We start from the raw sequence: 25144 nt of genomic DNA, 5'->3' as shown, positions 1-25144 counted from the left end.
TACTTTTAGTAGTTTTATTGATAATTGCCTGGATATTTTTGATTACCGTAATACAAAGCTTTTCTGAGCCATTTGTACTCAGGAGTGTTAGCATAGTCATACTCCATGTGATAAGAACCTACTCCACCAATGCGTTTACCATTTGGCAAATCGAAAGTAGCGTAATCCAATATTTGAGTACCTTGCATACTATTCAACTCACTACGTACACTTTCATATCCTGAAACGCCTCCGGTACGCCAAGTCTGCTCAAACTCAACTGTGATAATGGTTTTTCGTTCCCAATTATCTAAGTTTCCTTGTTGGATTTTCCTTTTTACAGCATTGGTACTTCTTTCCCAATAAGCCTGATAGATATAATGATCTACTAATTTAGAAGTTTCTTTGGAAAGAAAATAAGGTTCTCCATCCATTACGAGCATACGTCCTTTAGGGCGTAGCCTTGCACTAAGGGTTTCTATAAACACTTGCATAGGATGATCTCCTTGTATATCTTCCAAGTAATCTACATCTGATAGATCCCCTCTATGTCCATAACGAGGTTCAAAGTCGATATCAAAACCATCGAGGTTATATTTTTCAATGGTATCAGCGATAGCATTAGCGTAAGCTCTTACTCCTTCGTTGAAGTTACCACCGCCTTTTTCGTTTTTCCAATACTGAATACGGTCTTTACCTACTGGAGTTAAAGGCCCTCCAAGGTCTTGTACTATCCAGCACAAAAGGGCCTTACCTCCTTTTACTTCTTGAAAGAATTTCAAATCTATTTTTTGTTCTTCGGAAAGTTTACCTCTTGTACCCCATAATGATACAAAGTCTACGCTATCGGGCAAACAACGCAAATAGTTTTGGGCGTTATCGCCTTTACCTGTCCAGTTACCAAACCAACCGAAACCTTTTACATGAGGTTTTGTACGGTACTCTTCGCGCAACTTTTTGTAATACTCACGCATGTGAGGATTTAAATCAGACTCTTTTTGCGCTTCAATTAGATATACTAATTTTTGTACATCTTGGTTGTCGTAAGTAAGGCGCTCAGTTTCTGTCCACTTACTACATCCTACTGCGGCAAAAGCTGCAATAACTAAGGAGAATAAAAAACTATATTTTTTCATTTTTCTTATTATTTAAGGTTAATTTTGTTGTGGTCTATTAGGGCGCACCCACCATAAGCGAGTAGATCCTACATCAGGTCCTCCTAACAAAGTAGGCACTTCTGTTTGTAACTTATTATTAGTTAAATAATCTTTAGCAGAATATTTAAAGCGTTCAGGCACAAAGCAGGTAGGGCAACCTATACGGTTAGGGGCATCGGTGTCTTGGTATTTCATAACCAAGGGGTAGCCTGTACGTCTGTACTCAGTCCAAGCTTCTACTGCATTAGGATACATTGCCAAATACTTTTGGGTAATAATTTTTTGAAGATGTTGTTCTTCTTCTTTACCTGTTTGTACATCATTCCATTTAGGTGAGATATTGTTAGTTACTAAGTCATAAGTATAAGGGGCATACCAATAAGAATTTAATTCTTGAGGTTTATTAGTACTTGACAAATAATTAGAAGGCATAGAGGTACCCATTTCTTGGAACGACATCCTCACGCCCTCTTCGTAGAAGCCTTGAGCTTGTGAAGCGGAAAGTCCTCCTAAACCATATAAAGCAGCTTCAGCTTTCAAAAATAACACTTCAGAGGTACGCATCCAAGATAAAGGTGAGTTATCGTCTACGTTAGGTTTGGAAGCGAAGAAAGCCGTATTACGAATACCTTCATATTTAGGGAGGCTTGCTGTAGGAGCTACTGCATAATAATCTTCCACATCTCTATAGGTTCCTTTTTTGAAAAGGACAGCTATACGAGGATCGTTATATCCTTTGAGGTAAGACCATATTGTAAGCCCCATACGAGTTTCGGAATAATCTATAGAAGCTATCATAGAGTTTTTAAGTGGCTGTTTAGGAGAGTTTGCTATTTTAGCTTCATCGGCAGCTTCAGTCATCACTCCTCCTGCCAAAGCTTTAGCTATATAAGTATTAGCTAAAGCTGCATCTTTGAAGTGTGCACGTACAGCCATACGCAACATCAGAGAATTTGCAAATTTTTTCCATTTGGCAATGTTGCCTCCGTAAATAAGGTCGTAATCGGCCATTACCGTAGTTCCATTATCCAGTATAGCCAAGCATTGCTCAAGTTCTTGTAACATAGCTTTGTAGACATTTTCTTGTTTATCTAATGACGGAGCTAATTCACCTTTACCAGCATTGGTGTACACTATAGGTCCAAAAACATCGGTAGCGCGAAGCCAAGCGGTAATTTTGATAATATTAGCAAGAGCTAAGGCTCTTTTTTGTTGTATGTCTTCAGTGTTACCTATGGCATTTTTGATAGAATTCCATTCAGTAAACAACTTAGTGTAAAAGCATTCATAAGCATAAGACATTCTACCATCGTTGAAATTCCAAGTAGCTTCAATATTGAAGTTCCAATTGTTGTTATTTCCGAAATAACCTATGTAGTTTCCTGAGGAGATAAGGTCAGTGACTTGTAAATCATTACCAGGTCCAGTAGTTTTGACTGGAGCTCCAATAGGAATTACATATTGTTGCATTTGTAGGAAGCTATTTCCGTAGCCTACTACGCCACTTTTGGCTAACTCTTCATCGGTTACGCCATAAGTATTTTTATTGATATCCTTATAATCTTTTGTACAGCTTGCTGTGGTAAAAAGACCTATAAGCAATAGTGAGTTTATAATTATTTTTTTCATTATCGTTTTTTTAATTATTAAAAGCCAAACTTCACACTTACACCATAGCCTCTTAAACTTGGTAACATCCAATTGTCATAACCTTGACCTGTGATACCTGTAGTTGCTGTAAGTTCTGGATCGTAAGGAGCTTTGTTATAAATCATCCAAAGGTTATTACCAATGAGTGAAATACTCAAATTTGAAAGAGATTTACCTAATTGTTCTTTAGAGAAACTATAGGTAAGAGCTACTTCTTGCAAACGTACATTGGTAGCTGAATAGACATAGTAAGAGTTCATACCAGGGTCAGAAATAGCACGATAGTAAGTTTCAGGTTTTACTTTGAAATTACCCATTTGTACATATCCGAGGTCGCGAGCATCGGCAGTAGCTTTAGATACTCCATAGCGATCTAACCATTTTTGAGTTTCGGAAATAACAATACCTCCAAGGCGTGCTTTGAACAAGAAACTCAAAGAGAGATTTTTGTAGCCTACATTACCACTCCAACCTAAAGTCCAATCAGGATTTACACTACCTAATTTGTAGGGTTCAGTATTTTCAGTAAGTAGTGTACCACTACCATAGTCTACTAATCCATTAGCATCACGTTTGATTCGTTTGTTATCATATACATCACCTATGTCACCTCCTTCACGCAAGCGGAAGCGTCCTACTTGTATTTCAGAAAAGTCAAGAGTTTCTGCTGGATTAAGAGGGTTTTGAACTTTTGAACCTAATTCTATAATTTTATTACGGTTTGCTGATGCAGTAATATGAGTAGCAAAATTGAATCCTTTTTCAAACTCTTTGTTATAACCTAAAGTCATTTCAATACCTCGGTTTTGGATATTACCTGCTTGTAAGAACATATAGTCATATCCTGATGTTTTTGACAATTCTCTTTTGAGCAATTGGTTATAGGTATTAGAATGATACACTGTAACATCGAATGACAAGGTATTTTTAAGCCATTTGGTATTTAAACCTATTTCATAAGAACGAGTACGTTCAGCTTTAAAATCAGGAAGAGGATAATACTTATAGGCTTGAGGTATCCCCCCTACGAGTTCTCTGGTTTCAGTTCCTTTGGTAAGACCTGTATAGGCGATAGGAGAACCTACCTCAGTATATGAACCGCGTATTTTAGCGAAACTTAACACTGGGTATAGTTTTTGGCGTTGTTCAGAAGAGAGCAATTCAGTAAGTACTCCTGAAAGACCTACAGAAGGGTAAAAAATAGCTTCTTCTTTAGTGTTTACGAGTTGAGAAGGCCAGTCGGTACGCCCTGTAAGGGTAAGATATACTAAAGATTTCCATCCTAATTCAGCAGAAGCAAAGACTGCTATGTTACGTTTTCTACTGTCACCACCTGTTTCTATAGGCACAGAGTTATTAGGGTCGATATTGTTATAAGTAAACTTATTAGCAAGACGGAGCAATTGTCCTCCATACCCTCTTCCTTTGGTATCATAATCCTCAAATGAAGAACCCACGTTAGCAGAAAGGCTATAATCTTCTTTGAATGTAGCATTATAGTTCAACATAATATCTACATATTTTTGACGGAAAGTTTCCTGTGCATAGCTATAAAAACCTTTTTCTTTGGCATAGGTAAGTATAGTACCTGCATAACGTTTATCTTCTTTCTCAGTATAAGTATTATCTATACGGAAACGAGTGGCTACATTCAAATTTTTCAAAATATTGTATTTGAGTTGCCCTGAGAACATATAGCGATCTTTCGCTAACGGACGTATATTGCGATAAGCTATCCAATAAGGATTTTGGATATCAGCTCCAAAACCACCTACTGACCAATATTGTTTTGCATAACCTGCTCCTACATCGTAACGCTCAAAGTACTTTTCTTGCTCGAAATCATTACCACGAGGATATAAATAAGCACCTACAATAGGGTTGAAATAAGTACCATAGCTAACCATATTGCGTTCGTATTGACGAATATAGCTTGCTGATAAATCAAGTTCCAGCTTATCGTTTAAGAAAGATGAAGTATTGCGAATAGTCATATTATAACGGTGATAAGCACTATTAGGCACTATCCCATCCGATTGTATATGAGAAGCTGAGGCAAAAGTTTGATTATTCTTATTTCCTACCGATAGGTTTACTGCATTATTAAGCGTAAGCCCTGTTTTGAAGAAATCTTTAGGGTCATAAGAAGTAGGTGTAGAGAGTTTATCACCCCAAGAGTTATAATCGCCAGCTTTGTTTCCATAGGTATTTTGAAATTCTGGCATTATTAGAGGATTCGTAAGTTCTACAGAAGAAGAAACATTAAGTTTCATTTTCCCTTCTTGACCTTTTTTAGTATTGATAAGGATTACCCCATTAGCAGCTGCAGCACCATAAAGAGCGGCTGCTGAAGGACCTGTGAGTACGTTGATACTTTCGATATCTTCGGAGTTAAAGTCGGCAATACCTTCACCAGAAGCTCGACCTGAACCAAAAGAAGTACCATCACCTGATCTATCGGATTGGTTACCAATAGGCACCCCGTCCACTACATAAAGCACGTTGTTATCACCACTAATGGATTTAGCACCACGCATTACTACTTTAGTAGCTCCACCTACTCCAGCAGAACTACGCTGGATATCTACCCCAGCAACTTTACCATTGAGAGTATTTACAAAGTTTGCATCTTTCACCTTTGTAAGTTCCTCGGCTTTTACTTGTTGTACGTTATAACTCAAGGCTTTTTCTTGGCGTTTGATACCCAAAGCGGTTACCACTACCCCACCGAGTTGTAATGCTTCTTCTTGCATTACTATATTAAGGGTGAGATGCCCTTTAGCTTGAGTTACTTTTTTCTGCTGAGTAGCATACCCTAATGAGATGAACTCAAGGGTCTCATTTGCATTTGCTTGAATTTCATACTTCCCATCAAAGTCGGTAGAAACTCCACGTGTTGTACCTTTAATGACAACACTCACACTTGGCAGTGGCATTCCATCACCGCCAGTAACTGTACCTGTTACTTTCGTTTGTGCCATTAGCGCACCGCTAAACAATGCAAAAACGAAAATCAGCATTGATATTTTTACTTTCATTACTTTATTGAAATAAATTAATTTTGGGGCAAAGTTATGAATACATTAACATAATGCAAATTTTTTGAGCAATATTTTTTTCGTTTTTTATATATTTTCTTTTTAAAATATGTAGTAGTTTGATAATCAAACGAAATTAAATAAGATTATTTTTTATTTTATTCACTTTCTAAATTTGCAAATTTTAACTGTAAAAAAATGAATATTGAATTGTTTTTCTACTTTTTACCAAATTAAAATCATAAAAACATCAGATTTAAGATATTATTTTTACTAAAAATGAAGTTCAGGTTAATTTATTGTTAAATTTGGAGTAATGAAGCTTTACAAGGGTATTTGAGACAAAAATAATCTTTCGATATTTTTTAAAATATTTTAATAACTACTCGTCTTACGTATATGAATAATATAAAAATAACAAACTAAAATTACTAATTGACAAATTGCTTAATTAACTAATTATCTTTATCTTTGCCCCCGTATGAAAATATTGATAATAGAAGACGAAAAAGAACTGCGACTTACCCTGCGACAGTTTCTTGAAGAAGAGCATTTTTTAGTAGAAACAGCGAAAGATTATACCTCTGGTCTTTCTAAACTCGCTGATTACGACTACGATTGTATAGTGTTGGACATTATGCTGCCCAACGGCAGTGGTATGCAGCTCTTAGACGAGCTGAAAGCGATGAAAAAGAACCACTCGGTACTCATTATATCGGCGAAAGACTCGGTGGAAGACAAGGTGTTAGGACTTGAAAAAGGAGCTGACGACTATCTGGCAAAACCGTTTCACCTGGCAGAACTCTTGGCTCGGATAAAATCGATTATACGACGAAAAAACCAACAAGGTGAGGAGGTGATTCATCTTAAAAACGTACGTCTTTTCCCGGAAACACGTACTGTGAAGGTAGGTGAGGAGACTCTGACTCTCAATCGCAAAGAATACGACCTATTATACTACTTTATGATTCGCCCTGATCGATTGGTGGAAAAAATGACACTCGCTGAAGCTGTGTGGGGTGACTATATAGACCAAGTAGATAGCCTTGATTTTATCTATTCGCAAATAAAAAACCTCCGCAAAAAACTCAAAACCGCTGAAGCTGAGATAGATTTACAAGCAGTTTACGGCATTGGTTACAAATTGGTATAAGGATGAAAATATCATTGAAAAACTACACTCTGCGCTACCTTACACTTGCCTTTTTACTGATTTTGGCGGTGTGGGCAGTTGTATTCTACGCTTATATTTTAGATGAAGTGTACGACAATATAGACGATGGACTTAAGGATAAAAAGACGCTTATTATCCAAAATATCCTCCGCCACCCCGAACTATTGCAAGTGAATGAGTTTGGTATAGAGGATTTTAGGGTCTACCCTTCACAAGAAGATTTTTCTGACCGCAATATCCTTAGCAATGCATTTTTCTATATGCCTTTTGACGATGAAGATGAGCCTTATAGGGTGCTAAAAACAGGGTTTTACGACCGCGATATGAACCCTTATACGCTTGAGATACGCACTTCGACAGTGGAAAAAGATGACCTATTATTCAACTTGGCGGTTGCCTTGGGGGTGCTTTATGTGGTGTTAGTGTTTTCGATGTATCTTATCAATCTATTAGTAATCAACAAAATATGGAAGCCTTTTAAGGGAATTGTCTCTGCAATTAGACAATATGAGGTGGGGAGTAAAACTACTCTACAACCTATCACTACTGAGGTTATAGAGTTCAACATACTGCACGACAACATCCAACAGATGTGGCAGCGTAATGAGGTGATGTTTGAGGAACAAAAGGTGTTTATTGAGAATGCTTCACACGAACTACAAACGCCCTTGGCTATCACACTCAACAAATTGGAACTGCTCAGCAATGATTCGTCGCTGACTGAGAAGCAATTGGTGCAACTGAGTGAGGTAAAACAATCGTTGATGCGAATGACCCACCTAAACAAGTCGCTACTGATGCTCACTCGTATAGAAAATCAACAATACAAGCAAGCAGAATATATTTCATTTCAAACTCTTACTACTGATATTATAGAAGACTTGAGTGATTTGATAGCCTTTAAATCATTGGAAGTAAACATAGAAGAAATAAGTGATTTTCAAGTAGAGATGAATCCTGATTTAGCAAGGGTACTCGTTTCAAACTTATTGCGCAATGCTATAAAATATACTGAAAAGGGAGGCAATATACAAATATTGATAGAAGAGAATCGTTTTCAAGTAAAAAATACTGCCAAAGATATAATGCGCTTAGACCCTTCTAAGATTTTCCAACGTTTCCACAAGGGAGAGCAGGATGCTACTTCAACGGGTTTGGGTTTAGCTATAGTAAAATCGATTGCAGAGCGCTATCATTTAAAGGTGTATTACACTTTTGAGGAGGGAAAACACTGTTTTCAGGTGACAGGGGTCAGGTGATAGGTTTCAGGGGTTAAGAGCATAAAAAACAGGTAATAGTGTTTATTACCTGTTTTTTGATTGTTATTACCAATTGTTCATTAGCAATTGTGTGATTAGAATCTATAACCTATTTTGATACCAAAATTAGGTTCGATTGCCCAGAATTTTTTGTCGTCGTTTACGCCTTTACCGAAGTTGCGAGCAATATTCGCATAAGGAGCTACAACAAAGGTATCTTCATAGTTCCATTGGTAACCTACACCAATTCCTAAGATAAAGCTATCTAACTTTGTTTTGGAACCATCGTCGTATTTATAATTACCAAAACGTTGTTTTATAAAGGGATTGATATAGAGACCTGTACCTCCATCTTCTTCAAAATAGTAGTTATAGCCTACTTTTATACTAGTAGCATTAAATTTCCCACTACCTTTAGGAATCACTGAAAAGCGGTCGTTGAAAAACAATTCACCTTCGATAGATTGGTTATCGGCTATAAAGTGTTCATAACCTACTTCAACTGATGCTAACCAAATGGCGTTCAAGATGTTTAAATTTACTTGATGTTGACGGTCTTGCGCGAATGTTTTTACTGAGAAAAACACAAGCATTGCAGCTACAATAATTTTTTTCATCGATATTCTTAGTTTAAAAAATAATGGCAAAGATACGAATAATTTGTTAATTAGCAAATTTGTAGATTGTCAAATCTATAAAATTAGTTGTCTATCCAGCTGGCGTATTTGGGGTAATTGGTGGCGGTACGCTCAATAAGAGCACGTTGTTCTTCGGTTACTTCTTTGATTTTCTTAGCAGGAACGCCAGCATAAAGGCTCCCTTTTTCTATATGGGTATTAGGAGGTACTACGGCTCCAGCAGCTACAATGCTATGGCTTTCTACTACACATCCGTCCATTACGATACTTCCCATACCTATAAGCACATCATCTTCGATAGTACAACCGTGTACAATAGCGTTATGCCCTATGGACACGCGATTGCCAATGGTTGTGGGGTGTGTTTGATAGGTAGCGTGAATCACTACACCATCTTGAATATTGGTGTCATCACCTATGCAAATAGTGTTTACATCGCCACGAATAACCGCATTATACCACACGGTACAGCGGTCGCCTAAGTGCACATCACCGGTAAGGGTAGCATTTTCAGCAAAAAAGCAACCTTCCCCAAAGGTAGGTTGCTTTCCGTTAACTTTCTTGACTAACATATTCTTTTAGTTTATCGATTATCTCTTGTAGACCATTAGTTTTTATCTCGAAAGTAGTAGCTAATAGCATTCCTAATTTTCCTTTGGGGAATCCTTGAGTGCTAAACCACTCGAGGTAATAGGAAGGCAAATCAGCAATCATAGTACCCTTGTACTTGCCATAAGGCATAGGAGTAGTGATGATTTCTTTGAGAATTTCGGGAGACATAGAATTAGAAAATTTGGAAATTAGATAATTAGCAAATTAGCAGATTTACTAATGTGCTATTTTAACCATTTTTCTCTTTTCTTCGTTGCGCTCTATTTTATGGTTAGGGCGCGTCCATTTAGGGTTTTCACCTAAGGAGTGATATTGAGAATCTTCTGCTTCTACCGTTTGAGGCTGTGGATGCGTTTCAAAAGGTTTCTGAATACGCATACCAAGTACGCCGAGCATTTGCATATCCTCATTGATATCGGGGTTAGGAGTGGTGAGGAGCTTATCGCCTGCGAAGATAGAGTTGGCTCCCGCAAAGAAACAGAGAGCTTGTCCTTCTTGGCTCATTTGGGTACGACCTGCGGAAAGGCGCACTTGCGATTGTGGCATCACGATACGCGCGGTAGCTACCATACGCACCATCTCGAAGATATCTACGGGCTCACAGTCTTCCAAAGGCGTTCCTTCTACGGGCACTAAGGCATTGATAGGCACCGACTCGGGTTGTGGATTGAGCGTAGAAAGCGCTACGAGCATTCCAGCGCGGTCTTCGAGTGATTCACCCATACCAATAATCCCTCCACTGCACACAGTGATATTGGTTTTGCGCACGTTGTCAATCGTTTTGAGGCGGTCGTCATAACTACGGGTAGAAATGATTTCTTTGTAGTATTCTTCTGACGTATCGAGGTTGTGATTGTAAGCATACAAGCCTGCTTCCGCCAAACGTTTGGCTTGATTTTCGGTAAGCATACCGAGTGTACAGCACACTTCCATATCCAGCTTATTGATAGTGCGCACCATTTCGAGCACCTGTTCAAATTCGGGACCATCTTTTACGTTACGCCACGCTGCCCCCATACACACACGTGAAGCTCCTGCTGATTTAGCACGAAGGGCTTGGGCTTTTACGTGAGTAACACTCATCATATCGGCGTTTTCTATCTTTACTTCGGTTTCGTAACGCGCTGATTGCGGACAGTAAGCACAGTCTTCGGAGCAACCTCCGGTTTTAATAGAGAGTAGTGTAGAGACTTGTACCGAGTTAGGGTCGTGATATTTACGGTGCACGGTAGCGGCTTCGTAGAGCAACTCCATTAGGGGTTTATTGTAAATAGCCATTATTTCTTCTTTCGTCCAATTATGACGAGTTTCGGCATTGCTACAGCCACACGTATGTTGATTTTCGCACATATTTCTTTTGTTTATTTCGGGGGCAAAGGTAGTAAATTAATTACGAATGACAAATTACGAATTACGAAAGTGTGTAAAGCCATATTAACTTTTAACCATTGCTAAGATTTTTTGTACTTGTTCCTCTATAGTAAGATTGGTATTATCGATAACTATGGCATCATCGGCTTTTTTAAGAGGTGACTCCTTGCGGGTGGTATCGATATGGTCGCGGTGCTGGATATTGGCAAGCACTTCGTCGAACGATGCTTTATCGCCTTTGGCTTGTAACTCTTTATAACGGCGCTGGGCGCGCACCTGTTCGCTAGCGGTCATAAATATTTTAAGTTCAGCATTCGGAAATACCGTTGTACCTATATCGCGTCCGTCCATTACAATACCTTTGTCTTTACCCATTTTGCGTTGTAAGTCTACTAAGTAAGTGCGGACTTCAGGTTGTTTGGCAACTTCGCTCACCCAATTGGCTATTTCAATACCGCGTATTTCGTTTTCGATATTTTTACCGTCTAAATAAATTTCAGAAAATCCCAACTCAGGGTTGTATACGAACTTTATTTCCGACTTTCGCAGGGATTTCATCAGGGATTTTACATCAATTCCTGAGGTAGAGGCATAGCCTTTTTCTAAGGCTAAATAGGTAACGGCGCGATACATCGCACCTGTATCGATATAGACGTAGCCCAACGCTTTGGCTACGGCTTTGGCAGTAGTACTCTTTCCTGTTGAGGAATAGCCATCAATGGCAATAATAATACTCATTTTTGTTAGATGTTAGGTGTTAGGTATTCGTTAATCCATTTGCTAAGGGCGTGTACCCACAAATTGGAGTCGTTGAGACAGGGAACCATTTTGAATTCTTCTCCGCCATTTTCGCGGAAAGTTTTGCCTCCAGCCATTTCAATTTCTTCGAGTGTTTCTACACAATCGGTAACAAAAGCTGGGGTAATAACCGCTAATTTTTTCACGCCTTGTTGAGCGAGTTGGGCTATTTTATCGGCAGTAAAGGGGGTTATCCACTTATCGTTGCCTAAACGCGATTGGAATGATTGTGAATAAGTTCCTTTTTGCAAGCCTAATTTTTCTACTAACAAACGTGTAGTTTCAAAACAATGACTTCGGTAACAATATTTTCCTTCCTCACTATAAGGGTCACAACAAGTTGTGCCTTCCAATATATTTTTGTGGGCAGGTGTAGGGGTAACTTTGCGCAAATGGCGTTCGGGCACTCCGTGATAAGAGAACAGCAGATGGTCGCAAGGGTTGTTTTCTAAGTATTTGCGGGTTACTTCGGCTAATGCTTCTATATACTCGGAGCGATGAAAGAAAGCAGGGAATTTTATAAGTTTCATTTTTGGGAATTGCTTTTTTACCAATTGCTGAGCGAATACCTCAATAGTTTGAGTGGTAGCCATTGCATACTGAGGGTAAAGGGGCATCAAAAGCACCTCGTCTACTCCTTGGTCGTACAATTGTTGGAGGCCGCTGGCTATATTGGGGTTGCCATAGCGCATAGCCATTACCACAGGTACTGAGACTTGTTGTTGTATTTTTTCAGTGAGTCGTTTTGTAATCACAATAAGGGGAGAACCTTCGTTCCACCATATTTTTTGATAAGCTTTGCTTGTTTTTGGCGGACGTGTATTGAGGATGATGCCATTCACCAAAGTGTAACGCAATAGATAAGGCAAATCAATTATACGTTCGTCCATTAAAAATTCTCTTAGGTATCGCTTGATATCCTTTACAGCAGGGGAATCAGGCGACCCTACATTTACGAGTAATACTCCTTTTTTAGACATTTTTTAGTTAGTGAAAAAGTTAAAAGTGAAAATGTTTATTCATCATTAGTGTTTTTCTTCATTTGGCGGAGAGCGCTTTCGGCGAGTTCTTCTTCTATATCGGCTTCAGTTTTGTCTTTTTCCATTTTGCCGTCTTTACGTTTTTGAGCACTTACGGAAAGTATGCATCCTAAAGCTATACAAGTTACTAAAAATGAAGTTCCTCCACTACTGATAAGTGGGAGGTTTTGCCCTGTAACTGGGAAGAGTTCTACTGCTACTCCCATATTGATAACTGCTTGCAGGAGTATAGGGATGCCTAAGCCTAACACTAACAACTGACCGTATAGGGTGGGTGCTTTGAGTGAAATTGCTACAATGCGAACGAGCAATAGTATGTAGAGTAACATTATGAATATAGCTCCTACAGTTCCCCATTCTTCGGTGATGATGGCAAAGATAAAGTCGGAGGAGCTTTGAGGGAGGAAGTTTTTCATTGTGCTTTTGCCAGGTCCTTGACCTAACCCTATTCCTTTGGCTATAGCCATTTTAGAGCGTTCAATTTGGTAGCCTTCTTTTTCGTCGTCACCAGCGGTAAAGGATTCGATACGGCTCATCCAAGTATCGACCCTATTAGGCATTACTTCGGGGAAAGCTTTTACAAACAAGAAGAAAACTCCCATAAAAGCAATAGCTATAAGCATAGCCGAGAGTATGTGTTTCATTGGGAATTTACCTAAGAACGATAGAATTACCACCGAAGTGAGTATGAGTACGGCGGTAGAGAGGTTAGATATCATAATCAAGCCTGAGATGAGTCCTACCGGTACCCATAGGGGTAAGAAAGTTTCTCTGAAGGTGAGTTTTTTGCCGTAATTCTTAGCTAAATAGGAAGCTACATAAGCCATAAGAACGACTAAAGCGAGTGCTGAAGGCTGAAATGAAATTCCCCAGACACTGAGCCAACGGCTGGCGTTAGCACCTTCGATAGTAGTTCCTTTGAGGAGTGTGATAAGCAAGAGAAGCACCACAACTGGAAGTAGTAATTTTGACCAAACGCGAAATTGAGCATAAGGGCGCTTGTGTACCAAATAAAGAATTGTATAACCTCCTGCAACAAAAACTAAATGTTTGACGAGATAGCCTATAGTTGTTCCTTTCCCAACAACATACACCAAGTTTGTACTAGTGCTATAGACTGCTGGGAGGGAAGCGAGTGTGAAGAGCAGGATAGTTACCCATAGTCCTCGGTCTCCTTTGATGTGTGTAGAGAGCCATTCTTGCATCACCTAAACAGAGATTACAAGCGAGCTACAGCTGCTTTAAATTGGTCGCCACGATCTTCGTAGCTTTTGAATAAATCAAAACTTGCACAAGCTGGAGAAAGCAGTACGGTATCGCCTTCGGCAGCAAACTTTTTGGCGATTCTCACGGCTTCGTCCATAGATTGGGTTTCTATCATTTCTTTTCCGCTATTGCTAAAAGAGCGCAAGATAGGTTCGTTATCAACGCCTAAGCACACGATAGCTTTTACTTTTTCGTGTACATAGGGTAGCAAGGCGTTGTAGTCGTTGCCTTTGTCTTGACCGCCTACTATCCATACGATAGGGGTTTTAATCGTATCGAGGGCAAAATACACTGAGTTTACATTGGTTGCTTTAGAGTCGTTTACATAAGTAACGCCGTCTACCACTTTTACTTCTTCGAGGCGGTGGTCGGCACCTTTAAATCCTTTGAGGCTGTCGCGTAAAGAGTTGTTGCGAATATTTACCAAGCGGGCTGCTACACTTGCAGCCATTGTGTTTTTGATATTGTGTTTACCACGCAAGCTGATTTCTTCTACATCGATTTCAGTAGTTTCAGCAGTTTGATTTTCTAACATAATGTGTATTTTGTTATCTTTTAGGAAAGCTCCGTAGGGGAGTTCTTTTTCTATGGAAAAGGGTATGAGTTTAGCTTTTAGGGTATGGTGTTGTAACCATTCTTCAATCACTGGGTCATCGGCATCGTAGATGAGGTAATCGTTTTCGGTTTGATTCATCGCGATGCGGAATTTAGAGGCGATATAGTTCTCGAACTTGTAGTCGTAGCGATCTAAATGGTCGGGGGTGATGTTGAGCAGTATTGCGATATGAGGGGCGAAATGCTCAATGCCATCCAACTGAAAGCTACTAATTTCAAGTACATAATAGGGTGGATTTTCGGTAGCTACCAATTCGGCAAAGCTATAGCCTATATTGCCGCCTAAGCCTACTTGCAAACCTGCTTCTTTAAAGATGTGATGAGTGAGCAAGGTAGTGGTGGTTTTACCATTACTGCCGGTGATGCCCACAATGAGACTATGTGTATACTCACTGGCAAATTCAATTTCCGAGATAATGCGGATACCTTTTTCGCGAGCTTTTTTCACGATAGGGGCTTTATCGGGGATGCCAGGGCTTTTCATAATCACATCGGCAGAGAGGATTTTCTCTTCGGTGTGGGTACCTTCTTCCCATTCTATTCCCTTGTTAGTGAGGGTTTCGCGATAGTGAGGTTTAAGGGAATTTTTATCGGAAAGGAATACCTCCCAACCTTTTTGTTTACCCAAAATTGCGGTACCTACACCGCTCTCACCACCGCCTAATATTACTAAGCGTTTCATTCTTAAATCCTTTAATACTAAGGAGTACTATTATTTTGGGGCAAAGGTAAGAATAATTTGTCAATTAGCAAATTTGGAAATTAGCAAATTTGGAAATTAGCAAATTTGGAAATTAGCAAATTTGGAAATTAGCAAATTTGGAAATTTACTTCTATTCGGAGTTTATCTGAAAAAGTTTTTTTCTTTAAGGGCGTTTGCAGCACATACCCAGCTATCGCTGGCTTTCCTACACAACATAGTCTGAAAAATGATTGATTATCAGAATAATCAACTTTAGTAAAGTGTGATACTTTGCCAAAGTATAGGACATAAATACGATTTTGGAACTTTTTCTGAAAAAATATCTAATATTTCTTACTATTATAGCCTTTATTTCCAAGACATATAAGTTATTGTTTTAAATACAAACGCCGTGTGTTGTTTGAATATTTTTTTGTTGGTTTACTAATTATCTGTATCTTTGCGTTTTGTAACCAACATAATAGAATATCATACTATGAATAAGAATACAGTTTTGGGGTGGGCAACCCTTATAATGATTGTAGTAGGCTTAGGGCTTATCGCCTTGGGAGCTTTTAAATACAACGAAGTTGCAGGCTTTGGCTTTGGAGCTGTAGGCATTGGTTTCTTCGCTATTGCGTGGGTGTTCAATGCCCTTAAAGGAAGAGTGTAATAATTAGCTAATTTGTCAATGAGCAAATTGGCAAATTTACAAATCGACAAATGAATATGATTCCAGAACAATTTCAAGTAAAACCGTTTCGCCAAGAGACTTATCTCATTGATGGCGAACTCCGTGAGTGGAAAGGTGAGTTCACTGATATTTATTCCACTATTTCATCTACTGAAAAGTATGCACACACTCTCTTAGGCAGTGTACCTTCGCTGGGTGAAAGCGATGCTTTAGAAGCTTTACATTCGGCTACTGAGGCTTATAACAAGGGCAAAGGTTTATGGCCTACAATGAAAGTGAAAGACCGCATCAGCGCTATGCTCAAGTTTGTAAAACAGATGGAAAAACAACGCGATGAGGTGGTAAAACTGATGATGTGGGAAATTGGTAAAAATTTAGATGACTCTCGCAAAGAGTTTGACCGTACGGTAGAATACATCTATGACACTATCAACGCTTATAAGGAACTTGACAACGAATCGTCTAAATTTGTACGCCGTGATGGGGTGTATGCTCTTATTCGTCGTGGCCCATTAGGAGTTGTGCTCTGTTTAGGTCCTTACAACTACCCACTAAATGAGACTTTTGCGCTTATCATTCCCGCTCTTATTATGGGTAATACCGTTATTTTCAAGCCTGCTAAACACGGGGTATTACTTTTCACGCCTCTGTTAGAAGCTTTCCAAAATTCTTTTCCTCGTGGGGTAATCAACATTCTCTATGGGCGCGGTCGCACAGTAGCTCCGCCTATTATGCAAAGTGGCAAAGTGGATGTATTGGCGCTTATAGGCAACAGCAAAACAGCTATTGCACTACAAGACCAGCACCCTAAGAAAAACCGTTTGCGCCTTGTTTTTGGCTTGGAAGCTAAAAACCCAGGAGTCATCCTCCCCGATGCTAACTTAGATTTAGCAGTAGACGAATGTGTAAAAGGAGCCTTATCGTTTAACGGACAGCGTTGTACAGCATTGAAAATTCTTTATGTACACGCTAAAATAAAAGATGAGTTTTTGAAGCGTTTTGCTGAAAAAGTAGATGCCCTTAAATTCGGTAATCCGTGGGAAGAGAAAGTAGCCCTCACTCCCCTACCCGAGGTAGAAAAACCTGCTTTCTTACAAGAACTCATAGATGATGCGCTTGCTAAAGGGGCTACCATTCAGAACAAAAAAGGCGGTGAACGCACGGATAATTTTATCTTCCCAGCAGTACTCTATCCTGTTTCTAAGGATATGAGAGTGTACAATGAGGAGCAATTTGGCCCACTTGTACCTGTAAAACCTTTCTCTAACATCAATGAGATTATTGATGAGATTTCGGATTCTAAATACGGACAACAAATCAGTTTGTTTGGAGAAGACCCTCACGAGCTTTCCCCACTAATTGATATGTTAGTGAATATGCTTTGCCGCGTGAATTTGAACAGTTTATGTCAGCGAGGTCCAGATGTATTCCCGTTCACTGGTAGAAAAGACTCGGCTGTGGGTACATTAAGCGTACACGATGCCTTGCGCTCATTCTCTATCCGTACCTTTGTATCGTTCCAAAACAACGATTACAACGACAAGATAGTAGAGAATTTATTGCGTACTGGTGCGTCTAACTTCATCAATACAGATTATATTCTTTAGGAATTAGAAATTAGAAATTAGAAATTAGTGATATAACAAAAAAGCTGTCTTTTGAGACAGCTTTTTTTTGTTAATTATCAATTGTTAATTATTCTTTATTCATTGTTTTTTTGCTTCCTTCATACATTTTATACTGTAACAATCGGCTTTCTAATTTACCGTTGAAAAGTTTAATTTTGCGGGTGGGTCGCAAACCTACATATTTCATTCCCTCTAAATTAGCGGTGATAAACCACGCTTCGGTATTGGGGTAATTGCGTTTGAGAGTGTTGCCTATAGAAGAGTACAACTGTTCAGTATCAGCTTGCAAGCGCTCGTTGTAAGGCGGATTGAACACTATATGCAAGGGTTTTTGTTTATCTTCTTTTTCGGTTGTAAAAAAGTCCTTTTGGAATACTTGAATATAGTCACCAAGGTCGGCATTTGCGAGGTTATCTTTTGCTTTGGCTACTGCCGAAGGCGCCTTGTCATAGCCTACAATTTGATAGTGAAACTCACGTATTTTTTTGATACAACTACCAAAAATAAGATTGAAGAGGTTCTCATCAAAATCTTTCCAACGTTCAAAAGCAAATTCTTTGCGGTGTACATTTGCAGGGATATTACAAGCAATCATCGCTGCCTCAATAAGGAAAGTACCACTACCACACATAGGGTCGAGGAAGTCACATTGCCCTTGCCAACCGCTCATTATCAGTATGCCTGCCGCTAATACCTCGTTGATAGGCGCTATATTAGTAGCTGTACGGTAACCGCGTTGATGGAGAGAAGTGCCTGAACTATCAAGCGATACAATCACCTCATTGCGCTGGATATGAATGTGAATTGCCACATCGGGGTGGAGCACATCTACACTGGGGCGACGCCCTGTAGTGTTGCGGAAAGCATCGGCGATAGCATCTTTAGCTTTGAGAGCGACGTATTGTGTATGGTTGAATATCTCGGTTTGCAGGGTAGCTGTTACAGCAAAAGTTTGGCTAAGATCCAAAACTTCTTGCCAGTTGAAGTCGTAAAGTTTTTGGTAATACTCTTTTTCGTTGTGGATGTAGAAAGAGTGGATAGGTTTGAGGATTTTTAGGGCGGTGCGCAAACAGAGGTTTGCTTTGTACATAAAACCTTTATCGCCTTCAAATTGCACGCTGCGCACACCTTTAGTTACGTGCATAGCACCTAAATTGCGAAGTTCGTCAGCCAATATATCTTCAAAACCGAAGAAAGTTTTGGCTACCATTTTATAATTTTTTTCCATATTGCTGGTAATGTTCAACTAACAATTGCCGATTGCTCATCAACAATTATTTTCAGGCGACAAATGTAATACTTTTTTTTGAATTGGCAAATTTGCTAATTAGCTAATTATGTAGTATCTTTGCCAAAAATATGGAATATTATGTGTTACACTATCACTATCAATAGCAACAGTGTACAAGCTCAAAACCTTGTAAACTACATCAAAACCTTTGATTTTGCAGAGGTTACCCCTATTTTTTCTGAGGAAGTATTAGAAGCCTCTAAAGCAACAAAAATGACTCCAGAGGAAATTATAGCAGCCGCTGAAGAATACCAAATGACTCCTGAAGACTATGCTTTTACTATGATTATTTCTAAAAAGGTTAATCGCGGCATTGCTAAAAGAATGTGTAAAGACTTTAATATACCTTACAAAGGTTAGAAAACTATGATTATCATTGCCGACAGTAATATTTTTATGAGTGCTTTAATCTCTCCTAATGGTTTTGTAGCTAATATTTTAGCAGAGAGAAAAAAAATACAATACATAGCACCTGACTACCTTATCAAAGAAGTTACTGAACATATAACAGATATTGTACCTCGTCTCAAAAATAATAAGACTAAGAAACAATTATTGGCTGAATTTAAACAATTATTAGAAGGTATCACTATTGTGAATATAAAAAAAGAAGTTAGTAAAGATCTTATTTTGAAAGCTGAAGAGATAACTAAAGATATCGACTACAATGATTATCCTTTTATAGCTCTACATTTAGAGATTAAACACAAAATCTGGACGATGGACAATTTTCTAAGAAATAGACTTACTGAAAAAGGGTATGGACATTTCTTTATTTCTATTGAAGAATTAAGTAAACACCTCTACAAAAAGAAACAATGAACTTTCTACATACTGCCGATTGGCATTTAGGACAAACATTCTACCAATACGACCGTTACGAAGAGCAGCAATTTTTCCTAAACACTCTCCTACAACTACTGGAAACTGAAGCTATTGAGGTACTCCTTATCAGTGGTGATGTGTTCGATACTGCTAACCCTTCGGTAGCTGCTACTAAACAATTCTATCACTTCTTACACCAAGCTACCGAACGTTTCCCCCACTTACAAATTATTGCTATTGCAGGTAATCACGATTCTCCCGTGCGGCTTGAAATGCCTCAGCCTCTTTTAGAAAATACTCAAGTGCACTTAATAGGACACATCAAGCGAAACGAAATTCACGAAATTGACTACGATGCTCTTATCCTTCCACTTTACAGCAAAGGCGAGATTGTAGCTTACTGTCTTGCTGTGCCTTTTCTGCGTTTAGGCGATACACCTAAAACTGATGATTTTTCGGATTACGGTAAGGGAATTGCCACTTTTTACCAAGAAATTACCGAAAGAGCTTTGGCTATTGCCAACGGTAAACCGCTGATTGCTATGGGACACTTACACGCCTCGGGGGCTGAACTCAGCGAAGAAGATACTGCCGAACGTCCTATCATTGGGGGAATGGAGAGTATATCTCCCTCAAGTTTTCCAAAAGCACTCCAATATATTGCTTTAGGGCATATTCACAAAGCACAAGCCTTGGGCGATACACATATACGTTATGCAGGAAGTCCTATCCCTCTTTCATTTTCTGAAAAACACTATACCCACCAAGTTGTAACTTTTTCTATAGAAAACGGACAAGTACAAGGTATCAAACCTATTCCTCTACCTATCCACATCCCTTTGCTCAGTATTCCTGAGCGCGCACTTCCTCCTGAGGAGGTTTTACATCTTCTCACAGCTTTACCCGAAGCAACAAGTGAGAGTGCAGCGCCTTATTTAGAAGTGAAAGTACTGCTCAAAGAGCCCGCTCCCGAACTGAAAAATAGCATTCTAAAAACTATTGCTAACAAGCACGTGCGCTTAGCGCGTATTGATGTGCGCTACCAGCAACAAAACAAAACTCAACAAACAGTTTTACAAAGCGAACTCACCCTCAACGACTTACAGCCTTATGAGGTATTACAGCGCGTATACGAAAACAAATACCACGAACCTCTACCCGATTTTTACAAACCCTTGTTTGAAGAGGCAATGGGGTTAGTGGAAAGTGAAGAATGAAAAGTGAAAAATCATTAATTGTTAATCGTTAATTATCAATTATTAATTGTTTTTTGTATCTTTGCCCCCAAATAGAAAAGAATGACCTTGAAACACTTTATATATTTCTTCATTGGGGCACTATTTCCTTTACTCTCTTTTGCTCAAGAAGAGGAGGGAACTCCTAATGGCAAAGAGGGGGGCGTAACCTTCAAATCACTGCGCCCTAAAAAGAAGAAAGACAGCATCACTTTCACCGCTCTCGACTACAAAATCATCACCTATACCCGCGATACAACTTCGGTGGATACTACCCTTTCTATGCAAAAGTATTACCTGAACAACGAATGGGGCAAGGATATGTTTGGCAAGATGCCTTTCTCTAATATGGGGCAACCTTATAACACTATGGCTTACGATTTCCGCCGTCAGGATTATGTACCTTCAATGGGAGCTGAAGCTAAAAAACAACTCTACCTCACCCCCGAGGAGATTACTTACTACCATTTGCCTACCCCCCTTACCGAGTTCACTTACAAAAGCGGTATGGAGCAAGGTCAGTTTCTAAACACCCTATTTTCCATAAACTTACAGCCAAATTTCAATTTCTTCATCGCCTACAAAGGTTTGCGTTCGCTCGGTAAATATCAACGTATATTAGTGAGCAATGGCAATTTTAGGGCAGGATTTTCGTACGTATCACCTAACAAAAAATACACCGCTTTTGCGCATTTTGCCTCTCACGATATCACCAGTCAGGAGAATGGAGGCATTGTAACGCCTGAGCAGTTTGAAGGCGGTGAACAGCAGTTTAAAAATCGAGCAACCATAGATGTGCAATTGCTCTATGTCGAGAATTCTCGCGAGAGCAAACGCTATTTTTTGCAACACGACTACGCTTTTTTGCGCAACCGCGATTCGTTAGCTTCATACAAGCAAATACGCTTCCGCCATTTGTTTAATTACGAAACTGAGTTCTATACTTATGACGAAACTCAAAGTAGCAATTATTTTGGAGAAGCATACGTACCCAAAAACTTACACGACAAAGCACGCTTGCAACGAATGACCAACCGCGCAGGGGCTGAACTTGAATTGCCGTATTTGGGCAGAACTTTCCTCTTTGGGAATGCTTATTTCTATAACTATTACTTCCAAAATGCTTACTTCGTATCGGGGGTGTTACAACGCCACCAAATCAAGGATACCGACCTGAGTTTAGGGATACAATGGCACAAAAAAGTAGGCGGTTTTAGCATAGAAGCTGAAGGAGAACAAACCTTTATAGGCAAAATGACGGGTACTAAACTCAGCGGCAAACTCGCTTATGCTTTCAACGATAAGAACAGTATTACTGCTGGTGCTGAATTACATTCGGCTATGCCTAATTTCAACTATTTGCTCTACCAAAGCGACTACAAACAGTTTAATTGGGACAATTATTCATCGTTTAAAAAACAGAATACCCAAACGCTCTATGGCGATTTGAAAACTCAATGGGGAAATGCTTCACTAAGTCTCACCAACCTCAACGATTACACTTATTTTCAAGTAGAAACTTTAGGACAAGTACGCCCTGAGCAGTACAGTGGTAACATTCAATATTTGCAACTAAAAGTACAAAAAGAGTTCAAATTTGGCAAATGGGGATTGGATAATACAATGCTCTACCAACAAGTAGTGCAAGATAGTGACATCCTCAATGTGCCTACTTTCGTAACCCGCAATAGTTTTTACTTCGCTTCACACTTGTTCAACAAGGCAATGTACTTACAAACGGGTATAGGTTTCAATTATTTTACGAAATACTACGCCAATCAGTACAACCCATTATTAGGAGAATTTGCGGTACAAACAACCGAAAAAACAGGTAGTTTCCCGATGTTTGATTTCTTCTTCAACGCCAAAGTACGCACAATGCGTATTTTCTTCTCCTTAGAACAATGGCAGGTGCCCGTGAGCAATTGGCTAAAAATGGGAAATCCTTACAACTACTATTCAGCTCCACGCCAGCCGTACAGAGATTTTATTATCAGGTTAGGCATCAAGTGGGATATCTTCAGTTAATAGGTAACAAGTTTTATGACAAAAAAGACAATTTTCGACACACAAGTATTAGGACACCCTGCGGGGCTATTCGTGCTCTTCTTTACTGAGATGTGGGAACGCTTCTCCTTCTACGGGATGCGCGTACTTCTCATCAATTTCCTCACAATGACCCTCATAGGCTACAATCCTGGTTGGGCGTGGAGCACCGAAAATGCTGGGGCACTCTTCGGTACTTATGTGATGCTCCTCTACCTTACTCCTATCTTAGGCGGTATGATTGCCGATAAAATTACCGGCTACCGCTGGGCTGTAATCATAGGAGCAGTAATTATCACCTTAGGACACGTATCGATGGCTTTTGAGACTGAATTTTCACTCTACTTAGGTCTCACCCTCTTGATTATCGGCACAGGTTTTTTCAAACCTAATATGGTATCTTTCGTCTCTCAGATGTACAAAGATCTCCCTGAAAAGAAAGACGCTGCTTATACGATTTTCTATATGGGGGTAAACTCGGGTGCTTTTTTCGGGATGATGCTCTGTGGCTACTTAGCTGAACGCATTGGCTGGAATTGGGGCTTCGGTTTAGCGGGAGTCTTTATGCTTTTAGGTACCATACAGTTTTGGTTTGCCAAACCGCTTTTTGGTGATATAGGCAGCAAACCGCAAACTACAACTGATACCCCACAAGAAATAACACACAACGAGGAAGATAAACGCAACCCATTCACTACCGTTGATAAAATCCTTATAGCCCTCGCGGCAATCATAGGAATTGGCTATGCCCTCAACGACCCTCTTTCCAAAATATGGAACATCGACCTCTTTGCGTGGGCTTCAATGCCCGCACTTAAAGGGCAATACGTGATGGTAATTATAGGGGTCATCGCCTTCTTTTACCTGATAGGCAGTCGTATCGTACGTTACACTCCCATAGTGCGCGACCGTATGCTCACCGTGGTTATCTTTGGTTTCTTTGTAGTCTTCTTCTGGCTCGCTTTCGAGCAAGGAGCTTCCTCATTAGTAATTTTCGCCCGCGACAATGTAGAGCGTGAATTGCACGGCAATTGGGCAACAATTTACAACATTTTTAATGCACTACTCACCGTAATTCCGCTATTGCTCATCACCTATGTGCTTTTCCTGCTGATAAAGAAAACGTACAAAAAGATATTCCCCGCAGTAATTGTGCTCTTGGTGTGCTTCACTCTCGTGTGGGGTATCGCCGTGTGGATGCTCAACCGCGATTTCAAAACCACAGCTTATAGTGTGGCGTATAAAGCCTACGAACAAGTAGATGCTGATAACCACACCACCTATATACCTATTACAGAGGAAAACCGCAACGCCCACCCCGAACTGAAAATCGTTGAGCGCACCACCATTATAGGTGTAACCGATGCTCGTCTAAACGTAGGGCAAGAAATCAAACTACTCAGCAAGAACAACAAGAATACTTCCTTCGCCTATGCCGATACCGAAAAAGTACAATGGGCTAAACAACGCGGCACAACTCTCAATACCGATAACGGACTCATCGTCGCTCAAGTAAAAGAAGAACGCGACAACTGGGTAGAGGCTACTACTTCGTGGTTTTCTATACTGAACTCCTTTTTTATCATTGCTTTAGCAAGCATATTCTCTCGTTGGTGGGATAGCCGTTTCAACCCTCCTGCAGCCGTAAAATACGGACTCGGATTACTGATGCTCTCCATTGGGTTCGGCTTGTTAGCTATTGGGGCGTATGGCGTTACCCAAGGGATAAAAGTGAGTATGCTATGGCTCGTATTTGCCTATATGTTCAACACAATGGGAGAACTCTGCCTTTCCCCTGTGGGACTTTCGTACGTCTCTAAGCTCGTTCCTGCTCGAATGATTGCCTTTATGTTTGGCGTATGGTACCTTGCCGTCGCTATTGGCCATAAATTAGCAGCTGTGGTGGGCGGACAAATAGAGAATATCACCAAAGAATATAGCCTCTCTACCTTTTTCTTGATATTCACCATCGTGCCTGCCGTAGCAGGAGTGCTCATCATCCTCATCAATCCATTTGTGAAAAAACTGATGCACGGAGTGAAATAGGAATTAGGCGTCAGGTTTCAATATAAAATTTACCAAAGTTTTTTATCACATAACATTCTATAAAATAATACTTTACAGAATATAACAAAATAAAACAATA

General features: G+C 39.6%; 21 protein-coding genes. 9 read left to right on the top strand and 12 right to left on the bottom strand.

From position 1 onward, the window contains the following. Positions 1 to 14 precede the first annotated feature (14 nt). Genes CBG49_RS05120 through CBG49_RS05110 form a run of 3 tightly spaced genes read right to left on the bottom strand, consistent with a single transcriptional unit; the run spans position 15 to position 5824 of the window. On the bottom strand, positions 15 to 1115 hold the full coding sequence (locus tag CBG49_RS05120) for an endo-beta-N-acetylglucosaminidase family protein (RefSeq protein WP_088593647.1): 1101 nt from the start codon (positions 1113 to 1115) through the stop codon (positions 15 to 17). 18 nt (positions 1116 to 1133) lie between these two features. After that, the gene (locus tag CBG49_RS05115; protein ID WP_088593646.1) at positions 1134 to 2765 is read right to left on the bottom strand and encodes a SusD/RagB family nutrient-binding outer membrane lipoprotein; all 1632 of its coding nucleotides are present in this window, start codon (positions 2763 to 2765) and stop codon (positions 1134 to 1136) included. Between the two features lie 17 nt (positions 2766 to 2782). Further along, positions 2783 to 5824 (bottom strand): SusC/RagA family TonB-linked outer membrane protein, encoded by a 3042-nt coding sequence (locus CBG49_RS05110; RefSeq protein ID WP_088593645.1) that lies wholly within the window; start codon positions 5822 to 5824, stop codon positions 2783 to 2785. Positions 5825 to 6305: 481 nt separating this feature from the next. On the opposite strand from CBG49_RS05110, the gene CBG49_RS05105 reads away from it, so the two are divergent. Both CBG49_RS05105 and CBG49_RS05100 read left to right on the top strand, forming a co-directional pair. Further along, a complete protein-coding gene (locus CBG49_RS05105) occupies positions 6306 to 6977 on the top strand; it encodes a response regulator transcription factor (protein ID WP_088593644.1) in 672 nt (223 codons plus the stop codon). Positions 6978 to 6979: 2 nt separating this feature from the next. Further along, the gene (locus tag CBG49_RS05100; RefSeq protein ID WP_088593643.1) at positions 6980 to 8257 is read left to right on the top strand and encodes a sensor histidine kinase; all 1278 of its coding nucleotides are present in this window, start codon (positions 6980 to 6982) and stop codon (positions 8255 to 8257) included. Between the two features lie 95 nt (positions 8258 to 8352). Here the strand turns inward: CBG49_RS05100 and CBG49_RS05095 are convergent, their stop codons facing one another. The 8 genes from CBG49_RS05095 to murD all read right to left on the bottom strand — a co-directional run bounded on the left by CBG49_RS05095 (position 8353) and on the right by murD (position 15279). Next, on the bottom strand, positions 8353 to 8874 hold the full coding sequence (locus CBG49_RS05095; protein WP_088593642.1) for a porin family protein: 522 nt from the start codon (positions 8872 to 8874) through the stop codon (positions 8353 to 8355). A gap of 83 nt (positions 8875 to 8957) precedes the next feature. Continuing rightward, complete coding sequence (locus CBG49_RS05090; protein ID WP_009414121.1) at positions 8958 to 9467, bottom strand: gamma carbonic anhydrase family protein; 510 nt, start codon at positions 9465 to 9467, stop codon at positions 8958 to 8960. After that, positions 9448 to 9675 (bottom strand): DUF3820 family protein, encoded by a 228-nt coding sequence (locus CBG49_RS05085; RefSeq protein ID WP_009414122.1) that lies wholly within the window; start codon positions 9673 to 9675, stop codon positions 9448 to 9450. The genes CBG49_RS05090 and CBG49_RS05085 overlap by 20 nt, the downstream gene beginning before the upstream one ends. 48 nt (positions 9676 to 9723) lie before the next feature. Continuing rightward, a complete protein-coding gene (gene bioB / locus CBG49_RS05080) occupies positions 9724 to 10857 on the bottom strand; it encodes a biotin synthase BioB (protein WP_009417015.1) in 1134 nt (377 codons plus the stop codon). Positions 10858 to 10941: 84 nt separating this feature from the next. Then, positions 10942 to 11616: a (d)CMP kinase gene (cmk, locus tag CBG49_RS05075; protein ID WP_088593641.1), complete on the bottom strand. Its 675-nt coding sequence runs from the start codon at positions 11614 to 11616 to the stop codon at positions 10942 to 10944. Positions 11617 to 11621: 5 nt separating this feature from the next. Next, positions 11622 to 12656, bottom strand: a complete 1035-nt coding sequence (hemH, locus tag CBG49_RS05070) for a ferrochelatase (RefSeq protein WP_088593640.1) — start codon at positions 12654 to 12656, stop codon at positions 11622 to 11624. Between the two features lie 35 nt (positions 12657 to 12691). Further along, positions 12692 to 13921: an FtsW/RodA/SpoVE family cell cycle protein gene (locus CBG49_RS05065; protein ID WP_088593639.1), complete on the bottom strand. Its 1230-nt coding sequence runs from the start codon at positions 13919 to 13921 to the stop codon at positions 12692 to 12694. Between the two features lie 14 nt (positions 13922 to 13935). After that, the gene (gene murD / locus CBG49_RS05060; protein ID WP_088593638.1) at positions 13936 to 15279 is read right to left on the bottom strand and encodes a UDP-N-acetylmuramoyl-L-alanine--D-glutamate ligase; all 1344 of its coding nucleotides are present in this window, start codon (positions 15277 to 15279) and stop codon (positions 13936 to 13938) included. A gap of 496 nt (positions 15280 to 15775) precedes the next feature. Between murD and CBG49_RS15850 the strand changes: the two genes are divergently transcribed. Both CBG49_RS15850 and CBG49_RS05050 read left to right on the top strand, forming a co-directional pair. Next, entirely contained in the window at positions 15776 to 15952 is a 177-nt protein-coding gene (locus CBG49_RS15850; protein WP_009414129.1) for a CAL67264 family membrane protein, read from the top strand. A 50-nt stretch (positions 15953 to 16002) separates the two neighbouring features. Beyond that, the gene (locus CBG49_RS05050; RefSeq protein WP_009414130.1) at positions 16003 to 17580 is read left to right on the top strand and encodes an NADP-dependent glyceraldehyde-3-phosphate dehydrogenase; all 1578 of its coding nucleotides are present in this window, start codon (positions 16003 to 16005) and stop codon (positions 17578 to 17580) included. Between the two features lie 88 nt (positions 17581 to 17668). Here CBG49_RS05050 and CBG49_RS05045 read toward each other — a convergent pair whose 3' ends face one another. Further along, positions 17669 to 18829, bottom strand: a complete 1161-nt coding sequence (locus CBG49_RS05045) for a THUMP domain-containing class I SAM-dependent RNA methyltransferase (protein ID WP_088593637.1) — start codon at positions 18827 to 18829, stop codon at positions 17669 to 17671. Positions 18830 to 18970: 141 nt separating this feature from the next. Here CBG49_RS05045 and CBG49_RS05040 point away from each other — a divergent pair, with 141 nt between their 5' ends. The 5 genes from CBG49_RS05040 (at position 18971) to CBG49_RS05020 (ending at position 25044) form a co-directional block, all read left to right on the top strand. After that, the gene (locus CBG49_RS05040; RefSeq protein WP_088593636.1) at positions 18971 to 19252 is read left to right on the top strand and encodes a hypothetical protein; all 282 of its coding nucleotides are present in this window, start codon (positions 18971 to 18973) and stop codon (positions 19250 to 19252) included. Between the two features lie 6 nt (positions 19253 to 19258). Next, on the top strand, positions 19259 to 19714 hold the full coding sequence (locus CBG49_RS05035; RefSeq protein WP_088593635.1) for a PIN domain-containing protein: 456 nt from the start codon (positions 19259 to 19261) through the stop codon (positions 19712 to 19714). After that, positions 19711 to 20934 (top strand): exonuclease SbcCD subunit D, encoded by a 1224-nt coding sequence (locus CBG49_RS05030; protein WP_088593634.1) that lies wholly within the window; start codon positions 19711 to 19713, stop codon positions 20932 to 20934. The genes CBG49_RS05035 and CBG49_RS05030 overlap by 4 nt, the downstream gene beginning before the upstream one ends. An 81-nt stretch (positions 20935 to 21015) precedes the next feature. Continuing rightward, on the top strand, positions 21016 to 22980 hold the full coding sequence (locus CBG49_RS05025) for a putative porin (protein ID WP_088593633.1): 1965 nt from the start codon (positions 21016 to 21018) through the stop codon (positions 22978 to 22980). A 15-nt stretch (positions 22981 to 22995) separates the two neighbouring features. Then, positions 22996 to 25044, top strand: coding sequence for a peptide MFS transporter (locus CBG49_RS05020; RefSeq protein WP_088593632.1), 2049 nt, complete (start codon positions 22996 to 22998; stop codon positions 25042 to 25044). Positions 25045 to 25144: the final 100 nt, after the last annotated feature.

The organism is Capnocytophaga endodontalis (assembly GCF_002209445.1).
Lineage (GTDB): Bacteria > Bacteroidota > Bacteroidia > Flavobacteriales > Flavobacteriaceae > Capnocytophaga > Capnocytophaga periodontitidis.
Note: the sequence above shows the minus strand (reverse complement) of the source record. Positions and strands in the feature narration are given on the sequence as shown.